General features: G+C 45.7%; 21 protein-coding genes. 3 read left to right on the top strand and 18 right to left on the bottom strand.

Going from position 1 to position 26,086, the window contains the following annotated elements; all coding sequences use genetic code 11:
- Window positions 1-100 precede the first annotated feature (100 nt).
- Window positions 101-1,813: a beta-N-acetylhexosaminidase gene (nagZ, locus tag ABDZ72_RS14190; protein ID WP_343754312.1), complete on the bottom strand. Its 1,713-nt coding sequence runs from the start codon at window positions 1,811-1,813 to the stop codon at window positions 101-103.
- Window positions 1,814-2,733: 920 nt separating this feature from the next.
- Here nagZ and ABDZ72_RS14185 point away from each other — a divergent pair.
- Entirely contained in the window at window positions 2,734-3,390 is a 657-nt protein-coding gene (locus ABDZ72_RS14185; protein ID WP_343754310.1) for a TVP38/TMEM64 family protein, read from the top strand.
- A gap of 58 nt (window positions 3,391-3,448) precedes the next feature.
- On the opposite strand, the gene sufB is transcribed toward ABDZ72_RS14185, so the two are convergent.
- The 14 genes from sufB to gcvH form a co-directional block, all read right to left on the bottom strand.
- On the bottom strand, window positions 3,449-4,846 hold the full coding sequence (gene sufB / locus ABDZ72_RS14180; protein ID WP_343754308.1) for a Fe-S cluster assembly protein SufB: 1,398 nt from the start codon (window positions 4,844-4,846) through the stop codon (window positions 3,449-3,451).
- Window positions 4,847-4,954: 108 nt separating this feature from the next.
- Window positions 4,955-5,389, bottom strand: coding sequence for a Fe-S cluster assembly sulfur transfer protein SufU (gene sufU / locus ABDZ72_RS14175; protein WP_343754306.1), 435 nt, complete (start codon window positions 5,387-5,389; stop codon window positions 4,955-4,957).
- Window positions 5,379-6,599: a cysteine desulfurase gene (locus ABDZ72_RS14170; RefSeq protein ID WP_343754304.1), complete on the bottom strand. Its 1,221-nt coding sequence runs from the start codon at window positions 6,597-6,599 to the stop codon at window positions 5,379-5,381. Before ABDZ72_RS14170 ends, sufU begins: the two co-directional genes overlap by 11 nt.
- Window positions 6,599-7,909 (bottom strand): Fe-S cluster assembly protein SufD, encoded by a 1,311-nt coding sequence (gene sufD, locus ABDZ72_RS14165; protein ID WP_343754302.1) that lies wholly within the window; start codon window positions 7,907-7,909, stop codon window positions 6,599-6,601. The genes ABDZ72_RS14170 and sufD overlap by 1 nt, the downstream gene beginning before the upstream one ends.
- A gap of 18 nt (window positions 7,910-7,927) precedes the next feature.
- A complete protein-coding gene (gene sufC, locus ABDZ72_RS14160) occupies window positions 7,928-8,713 on the bottom strand; it encodes a Fe-S cluster assembly ATPase SufC (RefSeq protein ID WP_343754300.1) in 786 nt (261 codons plus the stop codon).
- 266 nt (window positions 8,714-8,979) lie between these two features.
- The gene (gene argH / locus ABDZ72_RS14155) at window positions 8,980-10,380 is read right to left on the bottom strand and encodes an argininosuccinate lyase (RefSeq protein WP_343754318.1); all 1,401 of its coding nucleotides are present in this window, start codon (window positions 10,378-10,380) and stop codon (window positions 8,980-8,982) included.
- Window positions 10,377-11,639: an argininosuccinate synthase gene (locus ABDZ72_RS14150; protein ID WP_343754298.1), complete on the bottom strand. Its 1,263-nt coding sequence runs from the start codon at window positions 11,637-11,639 to the stop codon at window positions 10,377-10,379. Before ABDZ72_RS14150 ends, argH begins: the two co-directional genes overlap by 4 nt.
- Window positions 11,640-11,686: 47 nt before the next feature.
- Window positions 11,687-12,646: an ornithine carbamoyltransferase gene (gene argF, locus ABDZ72_RS14145; protein ID WP_343754296.1), complete on the bottom strand. Its 960-nt coding sequence runs from the start codon at window positions 12,644-12,646 to the stop codon at window positions 11,687-11,689.
- Window positions 12,647-15,889 (bottom strand): carbamoyl-phosphate synthase (glutamine-hydrolyzing) large subunit, encoded by a 3,243-nt coding sequence (gene carB, locus ABDZ72_RS14140; protein WP_343754294.1) that lies wholly within the window; start codon window positions 15,887-15,889, stop codon window positions 12,647-12,649.
- A gap of 336 nt (window positions 15,890-16,225) precedes the next feature.
- Window positions 16,226-17,158, bottom strand: a complete 933-nt coding sequence (locus ABDZ72_RS14135) for a fumarylacetoacetate hydrolase family protein (protein ID WP_343754292.1) — start codon at window positions 17,156-17,158, stop codon at window positions 16,226-16,228.
- 133 nt (window positions 17,159-17,291) lie between these two features.
- Window positions 17,292-17,462: a YuzK family famiily protein gene (locus ABDZ72_RS14130; RefSeq protein ID WP_343754290.1), complete on the bottom strand. Its 171-nt coding sequence runs from the start codon at window positions 17,460-17,462 to the stop codon at window positions 17,292-17,294.
- A gap of 315 nt (window positions 17,463-17,777) precedes the next feature.
- The gene (locus tag ABDZ72_RS14125) at window positions 17,778-18,086 is read right to left on the bottom strand and encodes a thioredoxin family protein (protein WP_343754316.1); all 309 of its coding nucleotides are present in this window, start codon (window positions 18,084-18,086) and stop codon (window positions 17,778-17,780) included.
- A gap of 19 nt (window positions 18,087-18,105) precedes the next feature.
- Window positions 18,106-18,462: a toprim domain-containing protein gene (locus tag ABDZ72_RS14120; protein ID WP_343754288.1), complete on the bottom strand. Its 357-nt coding sequence runs from the start codon at window positions 18,460-18,462 to the stop codon at window positions 18,106-18,108.
- 141 nt (window positions 18,463-18,603) lie between these two features.
- The gene (gcvH, locus tag ABDZ72_RS14115; RefSeq protein WP_343754286.1) at window positions 18,604-18,987 is read right to left on the bottom strand and encodes a glycine cleavage system protein GcvH; all 384 of its coding nucleotides are present in this window, start codon (window positions 18,985-18,987) and stop codon (window positions 18,604-18,606) included.
- On the opposite strand from gcvH, the gene ABDZ72_RS14110 reads away from it, so the two are divergent.
- Window positions 18,986-19,315, top strand: a complete 330-nt coding sequence (locus ABDZ72_RS14110) for a hypothetical protein (RefSeq protein ID WP_343754284.1) — start codon at window positions 18,986-18,988, stop codon at window positions 19,313-19,315. The two genes, gcvH and ABDZ72_RS14110, sit on opposite strands and share 2 nt — an antisense overlap.
- 26 nt (window positions 19,316-19,341) lie before the next feature.
- On the opposite strand, the gene ABDZ72_RS14105 is transcribed toward ABDZ72_RS14110, so the two are convergent.
- The 3 genes from ABDZ72_RS14105 to ABDZ72_RS14095 all read right to left on the bottom strand — a co-directional run bounded on the left by ABDZ72_RS14105 (window position 19,342) and on the right by ABDZ72_RS14095 (window position 24,841).
- Window positions 19,342-21,126, bottom strand: a complete 1,785-nt coding sequence (locus ABDZ72_RS14105) for an acyl-CoA dehydrogenase family protein (protein WP_343754282.1) — start codon at window positions 21,124-21,126, stop codon at window positions 19,342-19,344.
- A gap of 118 nt (window positions 21,127-21,244) precedes the next feature.
- Window positions 21,245-22,420, bottom strand: a complete 1,176-nt coding sequence (locus ABDZ72_RS14100; RefSeq protein WP_343754280.1) for an acetyl-CoA C-acetyltransferase — start codon at window positions 22,418-22,420, stop codon at window positions 21,245-21,247.
- A 21-nt stretch (window positions 22,421-22,441) separates the two neighbouring features.
- Window positions 22,442-24,841 (bottom strand): 3-hydroxyacyl-CoA dehydrogenase NAD-binding domain-containing protein, encoded by a 2,400-nt coding sequence (locus ABDZ72_RS14095; protein WP_343754314.1) that lies wholly within the window; start codon window positions 24,839-24,841, stop codon window positions 22,442-22,444.
- Between the two features lie 258 nt (window positions 24,842-25,099).
- Here ABDZ72_RS14095 and ABDZ72_RS14090 point away from each other — a divergent pair, with 258 nt between their 5' ends.
- Window positions 25,100-25,954, top strand: a complete 855-nt coding sequence (locus ABDZ72_RS14090) for a YitT family protein (protein WP_343754278.1) — start codon at window positions 25,100-25,102, stop codon at window positions 25,952-25,954.
- Window positions 25,955-26,086 lie beyond the last annotated feature (132 nt).

Raw genomic sequence — 26,086 nt, 5'->3', positions numbered from 1 at the left:
CTAACTCTTACTCGGCGGGCATCCCACCCACTATATGTTACGACCTAAGCCCGGTCGCTCTGCCAGGCACTTAACCCTCGAGAACTGCCCTCCGATACTTTTATGATACCTTTTTCAAAATGGCTTGCACCTTTTTATTAATCGGTTGGAAATTGGGTACCGGCTTTTTTTCATCCGACAGCTGATATTTTTCTTTCAAATCAGTGATGCGTTCCACACTTTGGTCGATTCTGTCCTCGCTTATTTCTCCATTTTCAACAGCCGATTTCAATTTATCAAAAACGGTGGCAATCAAATCCGGGTTATGTCCAACAAGCAATAAATCTGCACCTGCTTTCACCGATTGGACTGCCGCTTGTGCGACATGATAATGATCTGTTATTGCCTCCATCGTCAAGTCATCAGTCATGACCACGCCATCAAAATTATAATCCTCTCGCAAGATGCCTGTTATCACTTCTTCTGACATGGATGCCGGATCATTTGGGTCGATTTTTGGCAGCAGGATATGGGCAACCATGCTGACGTCCGCACCTTCCGAGATGGCTCTTTTGAAAGGTATCAGTTCTAATTCGGACAGCTCCTCGTAGCTTTTATCAACCTTTGGGAGCTGCAAATGAGAATCTTTGCCCGTATCCCCGTGCCCAGGAAAATGCTTTATAGCCGAAATAATCCCTTCACTCTGAATGCCTTTCATTGTCTGGATGCCCAGCCTTGCGACAATATCGGGGTTGTCGCCAAATGAACGATCGCCGATAACAGGATTATCTGGATTGCTGTTAACGTCGAGGACAGGCGCAAAGTCCAAATTGAAACCGAATGCCTTCATCTGCTCACCGAGAATGGTACCGACATTGAACGATACATCCTTGTTGTTCAGTTCTCCAATCGAACGGCTCGACGGCAGGCTTTTCACGCCATCAGGCATTCGTGTCACACGGCCACCTTCTTCATCAACGCCCAACAATAATGGGTAAGGATTATCAGTATTCGCAGCTTTCATCTCGTTTAGAAAGTTGACGGTTTGCGTCTGACTGTTGATGTTATTGCCATATAAAATGATTCCGCCAACATGGTGCTTTTGGATGATGTTTTTTGTTTCAGTGGTCATTTTGGTTCCATCGACCCCGCTGATTATCATTTGTCCGATTTTTTCATCAAGACTCATACCATCACTGCCTGTATTACTGGGTTTATCCCCTTTCTCATCAGTTACACCATTCCCACCCATTTCTTTTGATAATGAAATATGATCTACATTAGGGTTATCTGAATCATCGGAAGGCTTTGGCAACACCCATTTCAAGACATAATTGCTGGAAAGTTCGTAAACCAGAATGATTTGATTGTAGTCATCATCCTGATAGTAATGCGTGTCATCAGGTTTTTTATATGATTTAATTGTGTCAAAATCGAACGACGTGAATGGATCTTGCGATGAACGCATATCAGACACAATACCGTCTGTAACACCGACATCAATGTCATGTGACGGATAGTTCAAAAAACGACCAACATCCGTATCCGTGGTCTTTTCCGGTTCCCCCAGAGTTTCTTGCATTGCATCGGTGGTCGTTTCACCGACAACGATATTGCTTTCGGGGATTTTTCCTTGTTTGGCTAAGTTGAATATGTTGGCCAAAGCTGCTTCCGGCTCCTGGATCTCTTTATTTTCATGAACCAATGATGGATTCTTAGGTTGTTGGTCTGCTTGTTTATCATTTGTATTATCACCCAATGAACGGATGAAAAAGAAGGCTGCCCCAAGAGCGATGATAGCAATGATGATTATAATGGTGATGCGCTTGATCATAGTAATCCCTCCACGAATAGTCATTCCATATTCGATTGGAGTGTTATTTTCCAATTATATCTCCACTCAAACCTTTTAAAAAACCATAGAACTTAATCAAATATAGTAATACGAATGGCAATAACAAAATTGCTAAACCAAAAGCCAAAATCATCGGAGACGTCCAAACGTTCTTCTTGTTTAGTAAAATAACAGTTAAAAGCGGAACTCTCATATATCCAGCACCACAATGAATGGGAAACATAGAAGTCCGCAACCTGTTATTTCACAAAAGAACAGTATCAAAATAATATTCCACTGAAAAAGCCTTAATAAATACCATTAATTCATGGGACGTAGAAACACAACCGGCACTTACGCGAGTACTTCTAAATAATGTTGAATGGTCAAAACAGTGTTTAAAAAGCGCCCGATAGTTATATAACCAAAATCATAAACGTTTACTTTTCCATGATTCTTTTAGAAACAATATTAAAAACACGATACCTACCAAGTTTAAAACAACACTTATACCAAGAAAAAAAACCCACCAATTTGTTCGGGTTGGAACCACGTAAGACATCACTAGAGATATAACACCCAGAATACCAAAGATATACCCCATATAATCTTTTCTCATATGAACAGTTCCTTCTTTAGTAAATGTATAGCTTTATTTTAACATTGTCATAATTTATCCTACAAACTGTTACGATTCTGACTGACGCCTTCTTATTTAAAGAAAGCGTTTTTCGTATTGCGGAAAAATGGCATTTTTTATTTTCTCCTGAATTATTCATTAAAACTTAGTAAAAAAGGGCAATTGTTTGTCGCCCAAGCGGTTTGGTGCCTTATTAAACTTCCTGCTTCTGGTGGTGGCCAGCGAGACAGAACTTTTTGCCCTGAATAATTTCTATGATATTCTTATCATGCAAGGATGAATGAGATTTTGCCAAAGAATAGAAGCTGGTGTTGGCATGCGTCGTCTAAAGAAAACGCTCATAACATATCAAAAACTGATTGTTAAAATAACAACCATTATTGGAATTCTTCTGTTGATTGGATTTGCCTGGTTCATTATTGAAAGTGGATTTTTCAATAATCCAGACCGTGTGCAGAGCTGGATTGAGGGATTTGGCGGTATCGCACCGTTGGCTTTTTTGGGATTAACATTTTTCCAGGTTGTTATCCCGGTTATGCCTGGCAATGTTTCGACTGTAGTTGGTGTCATGTTATTCGGTATTGAATTGGGGTCCTTACTGAATATAGTCGGTATTTTTCTCGGTTCGCTGGCCAATTTTTTATTAGCAAGGCGGTTTGGACGCGGCTTCGCTAGTTATTTTGTTAAACAGGAAACATATGATAAATATATCGGCTGGGTCAACAAGGGAAAGCGATTTGAACGGTTTTTCTGGATTTCGCTGGTCTTTCCCGGCTTCCCGGATGATTTCATCTGCCTCATTGCCGGGCTTACCAAACTTTCATTGAAAAAATTCATCGTTTACTTTTTGGTTTGCAAGCCGATTACGTTATTTATTTACACACTATTTCCGCTTTACGGCATGCATTACCTTTATGATGTGTTTCAGTCGTTGTAAGTTCCTGAATCAAAAAAACCTTGATGCAAAAAGGCTTGCATCAAGGTTTTTTAAGCATTTAACCGATCGAACCTTCCATTTCCATTTTGATGAGCCGGTTCATTTCCACGGCATATTCCATTGGAAGTTCTTTAGTGAATGGTTCAATGAAACCCATGACAATCATCTCTGTCGCTTCTTCTTCACCAAGTCCTCTGCTCATCAAATAGAAGAGTTGTTCTTCGGAGACTTTGGAAACTTTGGCTTCGTGTTCCAAGAAAATATTATCGTTATTGATCTCGTTGTATGGAATCGTGTCCGACGTTGATTCGTTATCCATAATTAACGTATCGCATTCAATGTTCGAACGGGCTCCCGTTGCCTTGCGTCCAAATTCAACAATGCCGCGGTACGTCACTTTGCCGCCTTGTTTGGAGATGGACTTGGAAACAATACTGGATGACGTGTTCGGCGCCAAGTGGTGCATTTTGGCACCTGCATCCTGATGCTGGTTGTTCCCGGCAAGCGCGATTGACAGTGTATGACCGCGGGCACCTTCGCCTTTAAGCCAGACGGATGGGTATTTCATCGTCAGTTTTGAACCAAGGTTGCCGTCAATCCATTCCATCGTAGCATTGGCATCCGCCGTCGCACGTTTCGTCACCAAATTGTACACGTTATTGGCCCAGTTTTGAATGGTTGTATAACGGCAATAAGCATCTTTATGGACAAAGATTTCAACGATGGCGCTGTGCAGCGAATTGGTTGTATAAACCGGTGCTGTACAGCCTTCCACATAGTGAACCGAAGACCCTTCATCCGCAATAATCAATGTCCGTTCGAATTGTCCCATGTTTTCCGAATTAATCCGGAAATAGGCCTGCAGCGGTGTTTTCGCTTCAACCCCTTTCGGAACGTAGATGAATGATCCCCCCGACCAAACAGCCGAATTCAGTGCTGCAAATTTGTTATCGGATGGTGGAATAACTTTACCAAAATATTTTTTGAACAGTTCTTCATTTTCATGAAGAGCTGTATCCGTGTCCTTAAAGATGATCCCAAGGTTTTCCAGATCCTCTTGCAGATTGTGATACACCACTTCCGATTCATACTGTGCAGATACACCGGCAAGATATTTCTGCTCAGCCTCTGGTATTCCCAATTTATCAAACGTCTGTTTGATTTCATCCGGTACCTCATCCCATGTTTGTCCTTGGCGTTCGGAAGGTTTAACATAGTACACAATTTCGTCAAAATCCAGTTCAGAGAGGTCTCCGCCCCACTGCGGCATTGGTTTCTGATAAAATTTCTCCAACGCTTTCAGGCGATAGTCAAGCATCCATTGTGGCTCTTCTTTCATGTTTGAAATTTCCTCAACAACTTCACGTGTCAACCCGCGACCAGATCGAAATACCGAAACGTCTTTATCATGAAAACCGTATTCGTACCCTTCCATTTCTGGCACTTGTTTTGCCATGAGAAATACCTCCTTTAAAGTGTACAGATCTTCCGGCGTTGTTTCACAGACATTGATGCGACCGTGAGACAGTTCCGGACAAGGACCTGTTTGTAAAGCCTTGGCTTCCTATTCCTCCTGAGCACCTTTTTCCATTGCCTTCCAAGCAAGGGTGGCACATTTGATCCTGGCCGGAAATTGAGAAACACCCTGCAATGCTTCCAAGTCTTCCATTTCGTATTCTTCTGTATCCACATCTTCGCCAAGCATCATTTGTGAAAAAGCTTTCGACATTTCCAATGCGTCATCAAGCTTTTTCCCTTGAATGGCCTGGGTCATCATGGATGCAGATGATAAGCTGATCGAACAGCCTTCTCCGGAAAATTTCGCATCCTGTATAACATCCCCATCGAGCTGAAGCTGCAACTGAATCCGGTCTCCACAAGTGGGGTTATTCATATCAACGGTCAGCGCATCGCCTTCTACAGAACCCTTATTTCTAGGGTTTTTGTAATGGTCCATTATAACTTGTCTGTATAGTGTGTCAAGGTTGTTAAAAGACATCCCCAAAAAACTCCTTCGTATTCACAAGACTATCGGCCAGCCGGTCAATGTCTTCCGTCGTATTATACAAATAAAAACTGGCTCGGGCGGTTGCAGTGACATCAAGCCATTTCATGAGCGGTTGTGCGCAATGATGACCGGCCCGTACCGCAACGCCTTCTGCATCCAAAACCGTCGCTGTATCGTGTGGGTGGACATCATCCAGGTTAAATGTGACGAGTGCCGCTCGTTCTTCCGGTCCATAAATGGTTATTCCATCCATAGTGCGCAGTTTTTCTGTGGCATAATTGGCTAATTGTTGTTCATGTTCCAATATATTATCCAATCCGATATCGTTAAGGAAATCAATAGCAGCGCCTAAACCAATGGCTCCGGCAATGATTGGCGTGCCTCCTTCAAATTTCCAGGGCAGCTCTTTCCATGTAGCATCATACAGATCCACAAAGTCGATCATTTCACCACCGAATTCGACCGGTTCCATCGATTCCAACAAATCTTTTTTTCCATACAATACCCCGACACCCGTCGGCGCGCACATCTTATGGCCGGAGAAAGCATAAAAGTCGCAGTCCAAATCGCTCACATCAACGTTCATGTGCGGGGCTCCCTGTGCTCCATCCACAACGATCACAGCGTTATGGTCATGGGCAATAGCCGCGATTTCTTTTATAGGGTTAATGGTACCAAGGACGTTGGAAACGTGTGTAATAGCGACGATTTTTGTGTTTTCCGTTACTGTTGTGCGGACGTCATCAAGGGATATGGACCCATCATCCTGCAATGGAATGTATTTCAATGTTGCCCCGGACGCTTTTACCGCTTGCTGCCAGGGGATCAGATTGCTGTGATGTTCCATTTGTGTCACAACAACCTCGTCGCCTTCCTGTAAATTGGGACGTGCATAGCCATAGGCAATAGTATTCATCGACGTCGTCGTTCCACGTGTGAAAATAACTTCAGCTGTGCTGCGGGCATTCAGAAAGGCGCGTACTTTTTCCCGGGCACCTTCATATTGTTCGGTAGCCCGCGTGCCTAACGTGTGCACCCCACGATGCACATTGGAATTGGCCTGTTTATAATAATCGTTGACTGCATCCAGTACTTGCTGCGGTTTTTGGGATGTTGCCGCTGAATCCAAATATACTAAAGGATGCCCATTGATCTCTTCATTTAAAATCGGAAACTCTTGCCGAATGGCTTGAACATCCATTAATATACCTTCCTTTCGATGAGCTGCGTCAGCTGATTCTTAACCGATTCAATCGGCAACTGCTTAACAACCGGAGCGAGAAATCCGTGAATGATTAACCGTTCGGCTTCTGCTCTGCTGATTCCCCGGCTCATTAAATAGTACAACTGCAGTGGATCAACACGGCCAACGGATGCTGCATGGCCCGCCTCTACGTCATCTTCATCAATCAGAAGAATCGGATTGGCATCGCCACGGGCTTTCTCACTCAGCATTAATACGCGTGATTCCTGTTCAGCTTTTGATTTTGTTGCCCCGTGTTCAATTTTTCCGATGCCGTTGAAAATGGATGTTGATCGATCTCTCATGACACCGTGCTGCAATATATGTCCTTCCGATTCCTTGCCAAAATGAACAATTTCTGCTGTGAAGTTCTGTGACTGCTTGCCGCGTCCAACCGAAACAGTCTTGGCATTGGAAACGGCATTTTCACCGATTAAATGTGTCACATTTTCCGAAATCGTGTTGCCGTCATTCATTTGGCCCAATGCCCACTCTATACGGGCATCTCTATATGCCACACCTCGACGGTTAACGTAGGTGGTTGTGCCTGCCGAAAAGTTATCAACGCCGCCAAAGGAGATTTGTGCATTGTCATGAGCAATTACTTCGGTCACAATGTTGGCCACTGTTTCCGTTTCGTCATTATGAGAAGCATAATTTTCCACGTATGTCATGGAACTGTTCTCTTCGGCCACAACGAGAACATGGTTGAACATGGCCGTCTCCGGGTCTTCCTGCCAAAAAATAACCTGCAGCGGCTCCTCGATCTGAACATTCTTAGGAACGTAGACAAACACTCCGCCGTTCATCAGGGCTGCATGCAGTGCAGTGAACCGATGCTCATCAAATGAAACAGCATCCTGCATATAGTAACGCTTGACCAATTCTCCGTGATCGCGCAATGCGCTGAAAATATCGGTGAAAATGACACCTTTATCTTTTAATTCCTGTTTTAAAGATGCATAAGCGACCATGTGGTTCCGTTGAACAAGCACATTTTCCGGTACATTATCCAAGTCCAGGACATCTTGTATGTCAGCCGGCACGTTATGCAATGATGTTATTTTGTCAGCGTCAACTGCATCGTGCTTGAAATGACTGAAGTTCCACTTGTCGATTCTCGTCTTGTCAGGTTTGGGCGGTTCCAGAGCATCAGCTTGCTTTAAAGCTTGAAGGCGTAACTCCCGCATCCAATCAGGTTCGTTGTTTGCCTGTGAAAACTGGTTAATATATTCATTATCGTATGGCACCTTTGTGTCGACCGTCATAAGACCCCTCCTAGCTTTTTAGACTTCCTGTCCTGTTGTTTCCTCTTCAATTCCTTGCTCTTCTTTAATCCAGTCATAGCCTTCTGATTCAAGACGTTTTGCCAGGTCTGGGCCTCCGGTTTTAACAATGCGGCCCTGCATCATAACGTGAACTTTATCCGGTGTAATGTAGTTGAGCAAACGCTGATAGTGTGTGATGATCAGGCAACCGAATTGATCATCGCGCAGCTTGTTAATCCCTTTGGAAACAACTTTAAGTGCGTCGATGTCCAGTCCGGAGTCAATTTCATCAAGAATAGCCATTTCCGGTTTGAGAAGCATCAGCTGAAGTATTTCATTTCGTTTTTTCTCACCGCCGGAGAAGCCTTCATTCAAGTAGCGCTGTGCCATATTTTTATCGATATCAAGATAATCCAAGGCTTGATCCATTTCTTTGATAAACTTCATCAAGGATATTTCATCGCCTTCTTCACGGCGCGAGTTGATGGATGAACGCAGAAAGTCAGATGTTGTGACACCACTGATTTCACTCGGATACTGCATCCCGAGAAACAGACCTGCACGTGCCCGCTCATCAACTTCCATTGCCAGAACGTCTTTACCATCCAAATAAACATTGCCTTCGGTGATTTCAAAGCTCGGATGACCCATGATTGCAGAAGCAAGTGTGGATTTACCCGTACCGTTCGGCCCCATTATCGCATGAAATTCGCCGCCTTTTATCGTAAGGTCTACACCTTTTAAAATCTTGTTTCCTTCAATTTCAACATGAAGATTTTCTATTTCCAAGGTTGATCCAGACATATCTATACCTCCATTGTTATATGGTTCTTATTGCTTCAAATGGATAACCATCCATTATCAATTTATTCTCATTACAATTTTAAATCATTTCAAATGTAATATCAACTATCAGCGACCGTACCGGCGGGAAATCCTTAATAACCGATCATAGACACTTTTTGTATGATTTACAAGTAGAATGGGTTCATATCCATTCAATCATAGAATGCACGAAAATAAAAGAAAGAACCCTCAATTAAGTATAAATACAGTGAGGGTTCTTTCTCTTATTTGTAATGTTGACACCAGGCTCGATTTTCATTTATGAATGCATGAGCTTTTCTCAATTGTTCCCGGACACTTTCATCGGCGGTTCCGCCTGCCGAACGACGGGCATTGACGACGGTTTTGGGATCCAGCACATCAAATATATCCGCATCAATCAAATGGGAAAACGTCTGAAATTCATCAAGTGTCAAATCCAGCAAATATTTTTGGTGATGAATGCAGTGCAACACAATGCTTCCGACGGTTTCATGCGATTGTCTGAACGGCATACCCTTTTCCGTTAAATAATCCGCCAAATCAGTCGCGTTGGAATAGTCTTGCCGAACAGCCTGGTACATGGAATCCTTTTTGACATGCATGGTTTTGGTCATATCCGCAAACAAAGCAAGGGCTCCCTGCAATGTTTCAGCTGCATCGAACATACCTTCCTTATCTTCCTGCATATCTTTGTTATATGCAAGCGGCAATCCTTTCAGCATTGTCAGCATCCCTTGGAGATGGCCATAAATACGCCCTGTTTTGCCACGAACGAGTTCCGGAACGTCCGGATTTTTCTTTTGCGGCATCATGCTGCTTCCAGTGCAAAATGCGTCATCCAATTCAATAAAATCAAATTCGGCACTGGACCATTGCACCAGCTCTTCGGACATTCTGGACAAATGCATGGCAATCAGTGACGCATCTGCTAAAAATTCCACAACAAAGTCACGATCGCTGACAGCATCAAGGCTGTTCTCACAAATACCATCAAATTCCAGTTCCTTAGCCGTGTATTCCCGATCAATCGGGAAAGTCGTCCCGGCCAATGCTCCCGCTCCAAGCGGCATTTGATTGATCCGTTTAAAGCTGTCCTGAAGCCGTTCGCTATCCCGCTGGAACATGAACACATAAGCAAGCAAGTGGTGGGCAAACAACACAGGCTGTGCCCGCTGCAAGTGCGTATATCCGGGGAGAACGGTATCCGGATTGGCCTCGGCCTGTTTGATGAGCGACGCTTGCACATCACTGAGCAACTGCGTTATTTCGAGAACGGTGTCACGCAAGTATAAACGCATATCCAATGCCACCTGATCGTTCCTGCTCCGGCCAGTATGCAGTTTCCCGCCGACAGGACCAACCTGGTCGATCAGCAGTTTCTCAATATTCATATGAATATCTTCATGTTCCTGATGCAATTCGGCTTCCCCGTTTTCGATGGCAGTCGCAACTGACCGCAGCCCATCAGCAATCGTTGCCGCATCCTCTTCCGAAATAATATGACACGCCTGCAGCATGTTGACATGAGCCAGGCTTCCCTGGATATCGTATTGCGCCAATTTTTGATCAAACGATATGGATGCCGTGTATTCCTCCATCAATTGGTTCGTCGGTTTCGTGAATCGTCCGCCCCACAGTTTCATTGATTCAATGTTTCCTTTGTTGACATCGTTGTTTTCTGTTCTGTTTCCGTTTTGCCATCGGTATGCTGTTCGTTGACCGAGGAATGAACTTTTGTCGGCAAGCCCCATAATTGAATAAATCCAGTAGCCGCTTCGTGATCAAAGGCATCGTCTTCTTTATACGTTGCCAAATCAAAATCATAAAGGGATTGTTCGGATTTGCGGCCAATCGGGTGCGCATGCCCTTTGAACAATTTCATCCGTACCGTTCCAGATACATACTTCTGCGTTTTTTTAATGAACGATTTCAGTGCATCCGTCAATGGTGAGTACCACAGACCATCATAGACCATCTGCGCAAACTTTTGCTCGATGGAAGGCTTGAAATGAGCGGTTTCCCGCGTCAGTGTCAATGATTCCATCTCTTGATGAGCTTGCAGAAGAACGGTGGCTGCTGGCGCTTCGTAAATTTCTCTTGACTTAATGCCGACGAGGCGATTTTCCACATGGTCGATCCGCCCGACACCGTGCTTTCCAGCCAGCTCATTTAATTGCAAAATCAAATCTGCAAGTGAGCATTCCGTTCCATTGAGCGATACCGGCTTTCCTTGACTGAAGCCTATTTCCACCGTTTCCGGTTCGTCCGGAGCGTCAACCGGGTTATTCGTCAAATCATAGGCGTCTTCCGGCGGTTCGGCCCACGGATCTTCCAGTATGCCACATTCATTGCTGCGTCCCCACAAATTTTCATCAATACTGTACGGACTATCCACTTTAATGGGAATGGGGATGTGATTGTCTTTAGCAAAGGCAATCTGTTCTTCTCTGGACATGGACCATTCTCTTACCGGAGCTACTACTTCAAGGTTCGGATCAAGGCCGGTGAACGCCACATCAAAACGGACTTGATCATTCCCCTTTCCGGTACAACCGTGCGCCACAGCGGACGCGCCTTCTTTCTTGGCGATATCGACAAGAATTTTGGAAATAAGTGGCCTTGATAATGCTGAAATCAACGGATACTTTCCTTCATACAGAAGGTTGGCCTGCAACGCCGGCAACACGTACTCATCGGCAAACAATGATTTGGCATCGACGACATACGATTTCACAGCACCGACCTGCAACGCTTTTTCCTTAACCGGCTCCAGATCTTTGCCTTCTCCCACGTCCAGAGCCACAGCAATCACATCATAATTATATTGATCCCGGAGCCAATTGACCGCTACTGACGTATCAAGCCCTCCGGAGTATGCAAGTACGATTTTTTCTTTTTCCATCTCAATTCCCCTCTCATTTTATTAAAATACCATGTTTGGTTAATAGATTATCCCATTAATGCAGTCATCAATGCTTTTTGCGCATGCAGTCTGTTTTCTGCCTGCTGAAAAATAACCGATTGGCTGCCATCCATCACGTCGTCTGTGACCTCTTTGCCCCTGTTCGCCGGCAAACAATGCATGAAACTGGCGTCGTTTCTGGCTGCATTGATTAATTCTCTGTTTACCTGGTAGCCAGCAAATGCGTGCTCACGGTCGTTGCTTTTTTCTTGGCCCATACTTTTCCATACGTCCGTATAAATGACATCCGCCTGTTTGACAGCGTGTTGAGGATCCGACGTCATCTCCACATGGCCACCTGTTTTATCCGCAACGGCAGAAGCTTGCTGTATAGCGTCTGAATCGGGTTTATAGCCTTCCGGTGAGGCCATGCTGATGGTCATGCCGGTCATCGCTGCCCCAGCCAGCAATGAGTACGCCATATTGTTGCCATCACCGATGTAGGCCAGTTTCACCCCGTTCCATCCGCTTTTCACTTCTCGAATGGTCTGCAAATCCGCCAACACCTGACACGGATGATGACGGTCCGACAACCCGTTAATAACCGGAATATGAGCATGAGTGGCAAACGATTCAATCATTTCATGGTCATATGTCCGTAGCATTATACCATTAAGGTAACCAGAGAGCACGTTTGCCGTGTCAGCAACGCTTTCACCCCGGCCAAGATGCAGATCATTGGTATTTAAAAACATACCCATGCCACCCAGCTGAAAAATACCTATCTCGAAAGATAAACGGGTTCGTGTTGACGGTTTTTCAAATAACATGCCGAGGGTTTTGCCTTCCAATGGACGGTTGGCTTTTCCCGCTTTGTGCTGTGTTTTCATATCATCAGCTGCATCCACTAAATAAACCAGTTCCGCCGGGGTTAAGTCATAAAGCGACAATACATGCCTTCCTTGCAGCTGTTTATATATACTACCCTGTTCTATTTCGGAACCCATTCACACCACCTGCTCTTTCGTTTTATTCCAATCCTGTATCGTACTGGTATAATCATTTATCGGCTGTGGTCCGTCCATCGTTCGAAGCGATGCCCCCATATGTGCCTGCAACGTTTTTATCGAGGTGAAACACGCAACGCCGGATGCCAAAACTTGGGACCGCAATGTTGCGTGATCATCTGGTACAAACGTTTTTTGCGTATCACAGATGAATGCAAAAGCCCCTTGCTCACAACGTGCTTGTGCTTCCTGGACGCTGACAACCTCGTCGACATGCAATCCCTGTTCTTCCATTTTTGCAGCTGTTGTCCTGTCCGTTGCTATATGAACCGCAAGCGATGACAAAAGACTCACAGATTCCTCGGACAACTCCCCGGATGAATCCAGCGTCACATATGCAGACGTGCCGGCTTCTGGTTGCAACAGACTGCCTTCTGCCCAGCCGCACGCTTTCCGCATCGCTTGTTTAACGGTGGAGCCCATTCCAATTGCTTCACCGGTGGATTGCATTTCCGGTCCAAGATAGGGGTCAACACCGGATAATTTGGATGATGAGAAAACAGGCGATTTCACAGCATAGTAAGGCGCTTCCTTATGCAAACCTAGTGCCCATGGCTGTTCATTAAGGGGATTTCCCATCTGAATAGTTGTTGCCAGATCAACAAGCGGAATTCCTGTCACCTTGCTGGCTATCGGGACTGTCCGCGATGCACGCGGATTCACCTCAAGCACATATATTTCCTGTTCATCCTCACTCAGAACAAATTGAATATTGACCATTCCCTGGAAATTAAGTTCCGATGAGATGGACTTGGTGTACGTTTCCATGAGTTCTTTATGCCGATGCGTTACATGCGGCGCAGGAAAAACCGTCATACTGTCGCCCGAATGAATCCCTGCCGGTTCAATATGTTGAAAAATACCCGGGATGAGCACATCGGATCCATCGCAGACAGCGTCGACTTCAAATTCACGTCCATGGATAAATCGATCAATAAGCAGTGGGAAAATACGTGCATCCGGTGTGTCTTGTTTGAGTTCACTCAGATAACTGTCCATTTCCGATTCATTTTGCAATATCGCCATCCCTTTACCACCGATCACATAGGATGGGCGCACAAGAACCGGATAACCGATCGATCGTGCGGTGGCTGCCGCATCAGCACCGTTAGTAACCGTATCCCCCGGAATGTGCGGTATATCCAAGCGCCTCAGCAACTGATAAAATTCATCCCGGTCCTCCGAAGCGGTGATGGATGCCAATGATGTTCCATACACCTGAATGCCTTTTGCACGCAGACCATCAGCTAGATTAATGGCTGTTTGTCCGCCGAACTGAAGCATAACCCCGTCAGCTTGTTCCTTTTCAACCACATTCTGTGTGTCTTCCACCGTTAATGGTTCAATATAGAGACGGTCCGCCATATTCCAGTCCGTGCTGACCGTTTCCGGGTTGTTATTGATGACAATGGCTCTGGCGCCCAAATTCTGCAATGCTTTCACAGCATGAACGGAGCAGTAGTCAAACTCGATTCCCTGCCCTATACGAATGGGACCGGCTCCCACAACGACGATGTTCTTTCCTTTTAATGGGGCTGCTTCATCGGTGCCATCCCAGCTGCTGTAGAAAAACGCCTTATCGGATGATACGTCTTTTCCATTTCCATTGACACCGGCTTGTTTATAGACCGGTCCATGACTTGGTGCCTCCAGCGAGTCACCTTCATCCGACGTCGTTTTTCCGCATAGCGAGGCGAGATAATCATCGGAAAAGCCGAGCAACTTCGCCTCTTTCCATGTATCATCACTGATCGTGTACCAGTCGGAAGCTGCCACTTCTTGTTCCACAGCAATCAAATAAGCCATTTTTTGAAGAAAGTACTGGTGAATACCGGTTCGATCATGGACACGATTGATATCATATCCGCGCCGAAATGCTTCGAACACAGCAAAAAGACGTTGGTCGGTTGCATGGCTCAGCTGCTTTTCAATGGTTTCGTCCGTCCAACCGGTCAACCATGGGAAATGGCTCGTTCCGATATCCAGCGAACGAATGGCTTTCGTCAATGCGGCCGAGAAGCTGTCTGCTAGCGCCAGCACCTCGCCTGTTGCTTTCATTTGCGTCCCAAGTGTGCGGTCGGCTTTAGTAAATTTATCAAACGGCCAGCGCGGCATTTTAACAGCTGTATAATCAATGACCGGTTCCTGGCTGGCAGGAAGCGTCGTATTGCCTGGATTCGTCAGTTCATCCAGATGATATCCCAATGCAAGCTTGGCGGATATTTGTGCTATCGGGTATCCGGTTGCCTTGGAAGCTAGCGCACTGGAACGGCTCACCCTCGGATTCACTTCTATAATGACATAATCGTTACCGGACGGGTGAATGGCAAACTGAATATTGCACGCTCCCACAACGCCCAATTCGCGGATGACTTTGTTGGACGCATCACGCAGCATCCGGTGTTCGTCCGCACTAAGCGTCTGGGCCGGAGCGGAAACAATGCTGTCGCCGGTATGTATGCCGCATGGGTCAATGTTTTCCATATCACAGACGACCATACACGTGTCATCGGCATCCCGGATCAATTCGTACTCGATTTCTTTCCAGCCCTTCACACTTTGTTCGACCAATACTTGACTGACAGGGCTTATATTAAGTCCGTGACGTACAATCGAGTGGAGATCCTGTGCATTTTCAGCAACACCTCCACCGGAACCGCCAAGGGTATAGGCCGGTCTGACGATAATCGGAAAGCCCGCCTTTTCTGAAAAGCGAACAGCTTCATCAACGGACGTCACGGACACGCTTTCCGCCACCGGTTCGTTGATGGATGTCATCAGTGATTTGAAAATATCTCGGTCTTCTCCCTTTTGAATGGTTTCCAGCGATGTGCCCAACAATCGTACATCGTAATCATTCAAAATACCGGCTTCTGATAAAGAAACGGCAAGATTAAGCCCGGTCTGCCCGGCAAACGCAGGCAACAAGGCATCTGGTTTTTCCTTTTTAATAATACCGGTCACGGACGCCTCGGTCAGCGGCTCCAAGTAAACATGGTCAGCCGTTGTTTCATCGGTCATAATCGTAGCCGGATTATTATTAACCAGGACCACCTCAACACCTTCTTCTTTCAGGGCGAGGCATGCCTGTGTTCCGGAATAATCAAATTCAGCTGCCTGACCGATGATGACTGGTCCGGATCCAATGACTAAAACTTTATGGATATCATTCTGTTTCGGCATGCTGTGCCACTCCTTTCCACCTCTTCTATACGAAACGCTTCCGTTAATCGTTTATAATCGAATCATTTTTTTGAATGATATGTTTTCATCTGTTATTGAATTATTATGCAACAATATGAATAATAATTCAATAGGAAAAATGAATTTTTTTATATTTTCTATAATAGAAAGAAAATGACGCGTGGTAAGGGCCCTTACCGGGGAATGTGTGTTGGATGAATACGGAGTTGACATTGGTCTTCGCATACCCTATTCCCACATTTGTCTGTAGGATTGTTTGTTCATGCATGATAAAAAAGCACAGGGATATACGCGTTCCCTATGCATGGACCAGTATTATTTATCTGTCACCTTGTTTTCCAATGTGCCGATGTTCTCGATGTCCATCGTCACGATATCGCCATCGTTTAAAAACTTCGGTGGATCCATTCCCATACCGACCCCTTTGGGCGTGCCGGTCATAATTAAATCGCCGGGGTTCAGCGTGATAAGTTCTGAAATAAATTCCATCAGATATGGCACATCAAAAATGAGCTTATCCGTGGAAGACGACTGGCGTACGTCTTTGTTTACCGATGAACGTACCATTATGTTTCCTGGATCACCCAATTCATCGGATGTCACCACCCATGGACCGACTGGCGTGCTGCGATCGATGGTTTTTCCCTGCAGCCACTCCGGTGTCCGCATTTGCAGGTCACGGGCAGATATATCATTGCCAATGGTGTAGCCGGCAATGTAGTCACGTGCGTTCGCCCGCTTCACGTGAGACGCCTCTTTACCGACAACCGCGGTCAGCTCCACTTCATAGTCCAATTGATTTGTTTCGGATGACTTCTCAATCGCATCTTCTGGACCAATCAGGCTGTTGGCAAATTTAGCAAACAAGACGGGATAGTCCGGTAGATCACTTTTCATTTCCGCTGCATGATCGGCGTAATTTTTGCCGATGCAAATGATTTTGGATGGTTCGGGAACCGGCGTCAGCAATCGGACATCGTCACGGTCGAAACAGATATCCTGCACTGGAATGGTTTCAGCATAAGCCGCTGCCTCCTGTGCTTGACGGATGATATCATCGCCTCCCTTGTAAAAGCGGGACGGATCCGATGGGAAAAAGGACTCTGCAGCAGCCGCCCATTCATTTTCGTGTCTGGAACGCCGCCAGTAGCACCACGCCTGCTGCAGATCGACAACCTGCTCACCTAGCATAAAGCCGACTCTTGGTGGCCCGACGCTTCTTTTCGGTTGATAACTCAGTAATTTCACAGGATGTTCCTCCAATCGATGAACGTTTCTACGACCCTTCTCCTACTATTCGTCTTTTACATGCCATAATCCTGCTCAATACAAAAAATACCGGCACCTCAATTCAAGAGATGCCGGCGGTTTGTTTTGTTTATCATGTACGAATGTGATTTCCAATATCAGCTACAAGCTCTTTGCTTTGCTGGTATTCCCGTTGCCGTCTTTTTTCAACGGCTATGCGGTTTTCCAGTTTCCGTTCGTATTCAGCATACCCCATTTGATGCGATTGCTGCATTGCCTTCTCCATCTCCGGAGTGTAGGTCATCTTTATGCCACTATTAATAGTGAACCATCCTTTCTGTTAATTACATGGTTAAGGATATCACATCGCTCACGCAACCGCAAAAGGAATATAGCTTCTTAAAACCGGAATAATTTTTATTCACAGGAGTGAGCAACGACTAGCTTTTTCAGAGCAAAAAATACCACTCATTTGCTGTTACATACGCCGGATTCCCCAAAATTCGAAAAAGAGCCGATGCATACAAATCCGTCATCAATACCCGTGTGCGCAACGTTTAGTCGCTATTTTGAACGTTTCCATTAAACCACTTGCTTACGCGCACCACCGGACGTGTTTTTAATCGCTAACGCTGAACAAATCCGGTTTATATTGCATTAAATAGCTGTAAATGTTCGGAATGGAATGAAATGCGTACACTTTTTCTTTCACTTTGTTATCCTGTTTAAACAGAAGACATGGGACACTTTCAACCTTATAACCTTGCATAAACTCGGGATGCAAGGATGCATTCATTTCATAAAAAATATGTTCCTGATGAACCGATTCAATTTTTTCAAGCATGGATCGTGCCAATGCACACGTACCGCAAAGTGGTGTATAAATGTATAAAATATAGTGGTCGTTTTGAAAATCGTTGTCTGACATTTGTTGCAATGGAATCACCCTAAGTTAAAAATATAGGATCAACGGCCATATCGGCGCTGACAAGGGCCTCAGCCAGCAACCGCACAGGCGTTGCGGCTACTTCACGGAATTCACTGTCCACATGGATATGGGTAGCGTGCGGGAGTTCACAAGCCAGCTGCCGGCGGATATGATTACCTGAATCATCCTCATCAACCAAGACATAAACGTCCCGATTGTCCAAATCATGCTCGTCCAGAAGGTCATCCATCTTTTCGACACCCAATGTCCCATGCGTGCAAACAATGTCCGTATTCGTGTCAGTCAGCACCTTTTTTATCTGCAGTTTATCTGTTAATCCTTCCACTATAATAACTTTTTCACGGATATGTGTCATTCGCATTGCACTCCTTAAGAGACCGTTTCTTATTTGTATGCCCCATCCAGCTTATCCTATGATTAGAGGGTTATAGTGGAGGGTGAAATAAAAAAACTGACTTGCGTTTATTATGAGCAAGCCAGCATTATTATGGTCAGTTCAGTCTTCTGTAACTGCTTTTTCGTATTGTTCAGCAGATAATAAATTATCAAGATCTGCTTCATCAGCAGGCTCCACAACAATCATCCAAGCCTTTTCATAAGGGGATTCATTAACGAACTCAGGACTGTCTTCCAGCTCGTCGTTAATGTCCACCACTTTACCCGTTATCGGTGCATAAAGTTCCGAAACGGTTTTAACCGATTCAACACTGCCAAACGGTTCATCAGCTTGAATATCTTCACCTTTTTCCGGCAGCTCAACAAAGACGACGTCGCCAAGCTCATCTTGCGCAAAACTGGTTATTCCAATCCGCACATTTCCATTTTCTTTTTTAATCCATTCATGCTCTTTTGTGTATAACAAGTCCTTCGGCAGATCCATGCGTATCCCTCCATCATTAAACATTTCACTGTTTACATATAGCATACTAGGTTCATCTTTATTTTTCCAGTATCTTCGTCACATTTATCAACCGGATTTGGAATTTATCAACCGAATTTGGAATTTATCAACCGAATTTGGAATTTATCAACCGAATTTGGAATTTATCAACCGGATTTGGGATTTATCAACCGGATTTGGGATTTATCAACCGGATTTGGGATTTATCAACCGGATTTGGGATTTATCAACCGGATTTGGGATTTATCAACCGGATTTGGGATTTATCAACCGGATTTGGGATTTATCAACCGGAAAGCCAGGCTAAAGTCGCCTGGCCTTTCCTCTCATAAGCTATACAACGTATGTCTCTTCATTTATAATTCTAGTAGCTATTTGGCGTTTTTTAGCAATCACATCAATGGGTGTATGACGCGTGAGTTTTCGCAATGATGACAGCATCATGCGCAGCGTGTCGCCTGATTCTGTCGCAATCAACGTTTCTTTTGCGTCAGCTTCCATCCGATTAAACGTTTCCTGAACGTATACTTGGGTATACAGAAGCTTTTGGCCATGTTGATCAGTTCCGTCATTTTGCATAGCTTTTTCCGTACGCAGTATAGCCGATTCCATGTTATATACATGATTAACCATATCGGCCAGATTGACGAGAATCTCTTGCTCCTGTTCCAACTGCTCCCCGTATGTCTGTGCGGCGAGACCTGCTCCGAGCAGAACCATTTTTTTTGCGTTATTCAGCAAATATTTTTCCTGTTCCAGCGGGGCGTCTCCGGGTTCTTCCGGCACCAGCATCATGAGCTCCTCCTGCAACTGCTGCGCTTTATCGAGCAGGGGCAACTCCCCTTTCGTTGCTTTTTTCATTAATGAGCCGGGAACGAGCAGCCGATTGATTTCATTGGTCCCTTCAAATATCCGATTAATACGCGAATCACGATACATGCGAGCCACGTTATATTCTTCCATGAAACCATAACCGCCATGCAGCTGAACAGCTTCATCAACAACATAGTCCAAACATTCCGTTGCGGAAAATTTATTCATCGAACACTCAATCTGGTATTCCGCAATGGCGTTTGCCACTTCCCGACCGTCGTTCAGCTGCTCCTTCGTTAACGACCCCAACCGTTGATCAAACACCCCTGCTGTCCGGTAAACAGCGCTTTCATTCGCGTAAATGGTTGTTGCCATCGTGGCCAATTTTTCTTTTGTCAACGAAAATTCGGAAATGGGTGTATCAAACTGTCTCCGCGCATTTACATATTTCGTCGCCACCTCCAACGCGTGTTTGGAACTGCCGACGCCACCAACGGCAAGCTTATAGCGACCCACATTTAAAATGTTGAAAGCAATTTTATGCCCGCGTCCGTTTTCCCCAAGCAGATTGTCGACCGGAACGTTCACGTCGTCCAACATTAACGTACGTGTCGACGAGCTTTTAATCCCCATTTTCTTCTCCTCGGGACCGGTTGACACACCAGGGAAATTACGCTCAACAATAAATGCCGAAAAGTGCTCACCGTCAATTTTGGCATAGACAATGAATATATCTGCGAACGCTGAATTGGAAATCCACTGTTTTTCCCCGTTCAACACGTAATGAGTTCCAGCATCGTTCAATACAGCCGTCGTCTTGGCATTTAGCGCATCCGATCCGGCACTGGGCTCAGTCAGTGCATACGCCGCCAGCAACTCCCCTGTTGCCAGTTTTGGTAAATAACGCTGTTTTTGATCAGTATTGCCGAAAAATACGATAGGTAACGATCCGATCCCAACATGAGCGCCGTGGGTAACCGAAAAACCGCCAGCACGTGCAAATGTTTCCGTTATTAAGGCGGAGCTGATTTGATCAAGGTTCAAGCCGCCATATTCCTCCGGGACATCCGCTCCGAGCAAACCAAGCTCACCGGCTTTTTTCAGTAAATCAACGGAATATTCAAATTCATGATTTTCAAGATGGTCCAACGTCGGTAACACGTCGCCATCAATAAAATCGTCCGTTGTTTTGGCAATCATTCGGTGCTCTTCTGTGAAATCTTCCGGTGTCGTTATATCATCTGCTTGCGCATCAGTAACCAAAAACTCGCCGCCTTTAACCATCGTTTCTTGTGTGTCACTCATCTGCATCGTTCCTTTCACCCTAAAATAAATAGTGCAACCGGACAGGAAAATGGAACCGTTTTCCCAGTAAGCATCGGTCAACTCTGTGCACAACCAGTGAATGAAATGATACGTCGCCTCATATTAATTCGAAAACACCAGCAGCTCCCATGCCACCGCCAATACACATGGTAACAACGCCATATTGAACATGGCGGCGCTTCATTTCATGAATGAGTGTCAGCGTCAGTTTGGTGCCGGTCATGCCCAAGGGGTGACCGAGCGCAATGGCACCTCCATTCACATTAACGATATCCGGATCCAGATCCAATGCCTGAATCACCCGGACCGACTGGGATGCAAATGCTTCGTTTAATTCAATTAATCCGATATCAGCCAATTCCAGACCGGCCATCGTCAACGCTTTCGGCACTGCCTCTACCGGACCGACGCCCATAATTTCCGGTTCAACACCAGCCACAGCAAATGAATGAAATTTAGCGAGCGGTTGCAACCCTTCAGCTGCAGCTTTATCACGGTTCATGACGAGTACCGTCCCGGCAGCATCGCTCATTTGTGACGAATTACCTGCTGTGACAGTTCCGTTGGCGGCAAAAGCTGGCTTCAAATCGGCCAGGACCTCTTTTGTTGTATCCGGGCGCACCCCTTCATCCATTTCAAACATGGATGTTGTTTCTTCCACGTTATGGGTCGCACCAATGTCACGTTTGGTCACTTCAACAGGCACTATTTCGTCCTTAAATGTTTCATCCTGCAAAGCCTGCGCCGCGCGTTGATGGCTGCGAACAGCAAATGCGTCCTGTTCCTCCCGCGATATGCCGAATCGTTTGGCTACTTCTTCTGCCGTATGGCCCATTTGCATATAGTAACCCGGGGCATCCTGGACAAGTGTCGGATTGGGTCTCATGACATGGCCGCCCATCGGAATCAGACTCATCGATTCAGCACCGCCGGCCACTATGGTATCGTCGGCACCAAGCATGATCCGTTCTGCAGCGTAAGCGATGCTTTGCAGGCCGGATGAACAAAAGCGGTTGATTGTCATGCCGGGAACATCCTTGGACAGCCCGGCAAGCCCGGCGATATTGCGTGCCATGTTCATCCCCTGCTCCGCTTCCGGCATCGCGCAGCCAATAATCACATCATCAATGATGCCATCATAATCGCCTGCCCGTTTCAGCGTTTCTTTGATGGTGAGAGCGGCGAGGTCATCAGGCCTTGTATGGGCCAATGCTCCTTTATTTGCTTTCCCTGCAGGGGTTCGTGCACCTGCAACAATGACTGCTTCCTTCACAATTTCTCACCCCTCCTGAAGTTAATTGCGCAACGGCTTTCCTTTCAGAAGCATATGCTGCATCCGCTGTTGGGTCAGTGGTTCGCCAATCAAACTTAAAAATGCTTCCCGCTCCAAATCAAGGATGACTTGTTCATCGACCAGCGTTCCTTCCCGGATCCGTCCGCCGGAGAGAACATAGGCGAGTTTTTCCGCGATTTTCAAATCATGATCCGACGCATAACCGCCGAAACTCATGGATTTGGCACCCATCAGCATCGCGGCATAACCTGCATCACCAACAACAGGCACTTTTTCACGTTTGGGTGGCTGATAACCGGTCTTTGCAAGCGCCAGCACTTTTTGCTTCGCATCATAAAGCAAATGATCCGGATTCACGCTAATCTCATCATGACTGGACAAAAAGCTATTTTCGCGGGCTTCCTCAGCCGATGTGGACACGTTCGCCAGAGCAACTTTTTCAAATACGTCATTGGCAACCCTGGTCCGGTCAACATGGACACCTTCCGGGAGATGGCGGAGTTCTTTCAAATAAAGTTCCTTCGTTCCGCCACCGCCCGGAACCAGACCGACGCCAAATTCAACCAGTCCCATATACGTCTCGGATGACGCCTGAATGGACGCTGCAGGTAGACAAATTTCTGCACCGCCACCGACCGTCATATTGAATGGCGCTGTGACAACCGGCTTATTGGCGTATTTAATATTCATCGTCATGTTCTGGAATTGTCGGATAACCATATCCAATTCCACGAAATCGTCATCCTGAGCTGCCATCAGCATCATACCGAGATGCGCGCCTGCACAGAAATTTTTCCCTTCATTGCCAATCACAAGGCCTTCATAGTTTCTATCGGTTTCCTCAAGGGCATCATTCACCATTTGTATGATATCCAGACCGATGGCGTTGCCTTGAGAATGAAACTCCAGACCGGCGACCCCATCGCCTAAATCTAGTAAACTGGCGCCGGCATTCTGTTTAATCACACCTTTTTCATGTTTTAAACGCTGCAGATGAATGGCTTTCGGGTTGACATATTGCTTTTGGTAATCACCATTATTATAGTCATATACGTTTCCATTTTCCGACTGATAAAATGATTCATAGCCATTTTCCAGCATCTTGAGTACCCAATCAGGCACCGTCTCTCCTTCATGCTTCATTCGCTCAACAGATTCACGTACACCGATGGCATCCCACGTTTCAAATGGACCGATATCCCAGCCGAATCCCCATTTCATCGCCCGGTCAATCGCAACAATGTCATCGGCAATGACACCGGTCAACTCCGCTGAGTAGAGCAGTGTCGGTTTCAAAATAGCCCATACCAAATCACCGGCCCGGTCTTCTTTCGCCGTTACAAGCGTTTTCAATTTTCGGTTTGGTCCTTTTTCCTGTTCCGCCCTATCTGTGGCATTTGTTTTCAGTTTTTTGCGTTCCTCGTATGCCATCGTTTCAGGGTTCAATTCATAAATGACGCTTTCACCCTGTTCTTTTTTCTTAAGAAAGAAGCCTTGACCGCTTTTGGCGCCCATCCAACCTTTATCGAGCATTTGCTGCATAAACGCAGGTATGTGAAAGACGCCTGCTTCCTCCCCGCTGACGTGCTCACGCACATTGTTGGCAACGTGGGCAAACGTATCCAGACCCACGACATCCAACGTCCGGAATGTGGCGCTTTTCGGTCGTCCAATCATTGGCCCGGTGACCGAATCGACCTCACCGATGCTGTAGCCACCGCTCAGCATTTTCTGCACCGTCACCATGAGTCCATATGTGCCGATACGGTTTGCGATGAAATTCGGTGTATCTTTCGCTTCCACAACACCTTTACCGAGTACGTCCTCACCGAATCGTTTCATAAAATCCAGCACATCCGGGTCGGTTGATTTCGTCGGGATGACTTCCAGCAGTTTTAAATAGCGTGGCGGGTTAAAGAAATGGGTACCCAGAAAGTGTGTCTGAAAGTCTTGCGAACGACCGTGTGCCATAGCTTCCACGGAAATACCGGATGTATTGGAACTCACAATGCTGCCTTTTTTGCGAAAGGCGTCAACGGTGGCATAAACGTTCTGCTTCACATCCAGATCTTCAACAACCACTTCGATGATCCAATCCACATCTACCAACCTTTCGATGTCATCGTCTATGTTGCCGGTGGCGATCAAATCAAGATGTTTCTTAGACGTGATCGGTGATGGATTTTGTTTCAACAATGCGTTTTTGCTCGCGTTAGCTAAACGATCTCGAACAGCCCGGTCTTCCAATGTCAATCCTTTCTTTTTTTCTCCATCTGTTAGTTCACGGGGCACAATATCCAGCATTATAACGGGGATACCGACATTGGCCAGATGAGCAGCAATGCCGGATCCCATGACACCGGACCCCAATACCGCAGCTTTTCTGATTGATTGCTTCATCATTCATTCCCCCCCACCCTGTTTTGAATGAATACTCATTCATTTTAGGTGATAAATAACAGACACACGAATGATCCAACTGATTATCAGTATAAAATATATTCAGATATTTCGCAATAAAAATAGCCATTCTTTTCGGCGATCACCTTTCATGCGAGGGTGAATTGCGTTAAAATAAGAAAGGTTTGATGAGGCGATGCATTCTCAGGTTATGCTGATTTGAATAGCCGTTAATCACGTGTGGAAAGGATGGATGATATGACAAAACATTGGATAACCGAATACGCTCAAATTATCATCGGTGCCAGCCTCGTGGCGCTGGCCTATAACGTATTCCTGTTACCTGCCAAGCTTGCCGCGGGAGGAATTTCCGGCGTCAGCACGATAGTTTTTGAATTATATTCTATAACCCCGGCCATGACACAATTCTTTGTTAATCTGCCTATATTCATTATTGGATGGATCGCTCTTGGATCGAACTTTAGCTGGAAAACACTCGTTGGCACGGTTTGGGTTCCGTTCATGATTTATGTAACAGCTGAGTTCCCCTATACGATTTCCAATCCTATATTAGGAACGATTTATGGTGGAATTATTCTAGGCATCGGGCTTGGAACGGTCTACAAAGGTGGCGGGTCCACCGGCGGGACGGGAGCGATTGCCCAGATTGTTAAGAAGTTTACCGGACTGTCAAGCGGCTATTCCCAGTTGATTGTTGACGGGTTTGTCGTTATTTCATCCGTCTTTGTCTTCAATCTGGAACTGACCCTGTTTGCACTCATATGTATCTTTATCACCGGCAAAACAATCGATATCGTACAATTGCGCCCTTCCGATTCCAAACTCGTTATGATTATTACCGAGAAAGAAGACAATATCCAACGCCTTATTAGTCAGCAGATTGATCGCGGCGTCACAAAAGTGCGGACGGTTGGCGGCTTTTCCAACCAGGATAAAACAATGATCTTTTGTGCTACCGAACAGCAGGAAGCCGTAGAATTGAAACGACGGTTACAGGATGAAGATCCAGCAGCATTTGTCGTGTTTATCAGTGCCTCAGACGTCATGGGACGCGGATTCTCACTGGATAAATACCACGGCCAGAAATTTTGATGATAAGCACGGAAATCGGCGGACAACGCCGATTTTTTTACACACGCTCGTGTTTGTTATATATTTAGAAGTCCGGTGAAAAAGTCAAATTGTACTAGGAATTTCATTGCTTTATGTCGAATATAGTCTATA

Source organism: Lentibacillus halophilus (assembly GCF_039522485.1).
GTDB lineage: Bacteria > Bacillota > Bacilli > Bacillales > Amphibacillaceae > Lentibacillus > Lentibacillus halophilus.
Note: the sequence above shows the minus strand (reverse complement) of the source record. Positions and strands in the feature narration are given on the sequence as shown.

Coding starts and splice junctions, on each gene's coding strand:
- ABDZ72_RS14120 (WP_343754288.1), bottom strand. CDS start 18,462: ATGACACATATCCGTGAAAAAGTTATTATAGTGGAAGGATTAACAGAT.
- argF (WP_343754296.1), bottom strand. CDS start 12,646: ATGGGTTCCGAAATAGAACAGGGTAGTATATATAAACAGCTGCAAGGA.
- carB (WP_343754294.1), bottom strand. CDS start 15,889: ATGCCGAAACAGAATGATATCCATAAAGTTTTAGTCATTGGATCCGGA.
- ABDZ72_RS14090 (WP_343754278.1), top strand. CDS start 25,100: ATGACAAAACATTGGATAACCGAATACGCTCAAATTATCATCGGTGCC.
- ABDZ72_RS14185 (WP_343754310.1), top strand. CDS start 2,734: ATGAGATTTTGCCAAAGAATAGAAGCTGGTGTTGGCATGCGTCGTCTA.
- sufB (WP_343754308.1), bottom strand. CDS start 4,846: ATGGCAAAACAAGTGCCAGAAATGGAAGGGTACGAATACGGTTTTCAT.
- argH (WP_343754318.1), bottom strand. CDS start 10,380: ATGAAACTGTGGGGCGGACGATTCACGAAACCGACGAACCAATTGATG.
- nagZ (WP_343754312.1), bottom strand. CDS start 1,813: ATGATCAAGCGCATCACCATTATAATCATCATTGCTATCATCGCTCTT.
- ABDZ72_RS14095 (WP_343754314.1), bottom strand. CDS start 24,841: ATGAAGCAATCAATCAGAAAAGCTGCGGTATTGGGGTCCGGTGTCATG.
- ABDZ72_RS14125 (WP_343754316.1), bottom strand. CDS start 18,086: ATGTCAGACAACGATTTTCAAAACGACCACTATATTTTATACATTTAT.
- ABDZ72_RS14150 (WP_343754298.1), bottom strand. CDS start 11,639: ATGGAAAAAGAAAAAATCGTACTTGCATACTCCGGAGGGCTTGATACG.
- sufD (WP_343754302.1), bottom strand. CDS start 7,909: ATGACGGTCGACACAAAGGTGCCATACGATAATGAATATATTAACCAG.
- ABDZ72_RS14110 (WP_343754284.1), top strand. CDS start 18,986: ATGCGTATCCCTCCATCATTAAACATTTCACTGTTTACATATAGCATA.
- ABDZ72_RS14170 (WP_343754304.1), bottom strand. CDS start 6,599: ATGGATGTTCAAGCCATTCGGCAAGAGTTTCCGATTTTAAATGAAGAG.
- ABDZ72_RS14105 (WP_343754282.1), bottom strand. CDS start 21,126: ATGAGTGACACACAAGAAACGATGGTTAAAGGCGGCGAGTTTTTGGTT.
- gcvH (WP_343754286.1), bottom strand. CDS start 18,987: ATGGATCTGCCGAAGGACTTGTTATACACAAAAGAGCATGAATGGATT.
- sufU (WP_343754306.1), bottom strand. CDS start 5,389: ATGTCTTTTAACAACCTTGACACACTATACAGACAAGTTATAATGGAC.
- sufC (WP_343754300.1), bottom strand. CDS start 8,713: ATGTCTGGATCAACCTTGGAAATAGAAAATCTTCATGTTGAAATTGAA.
- ABDZ72_RS14130 (WP_343754290.1), bottom strand. CDS start 17,462: ATGACCTACACTCCGGAGATGGAGAAGGCAATGCAGCAATCGCATCAA.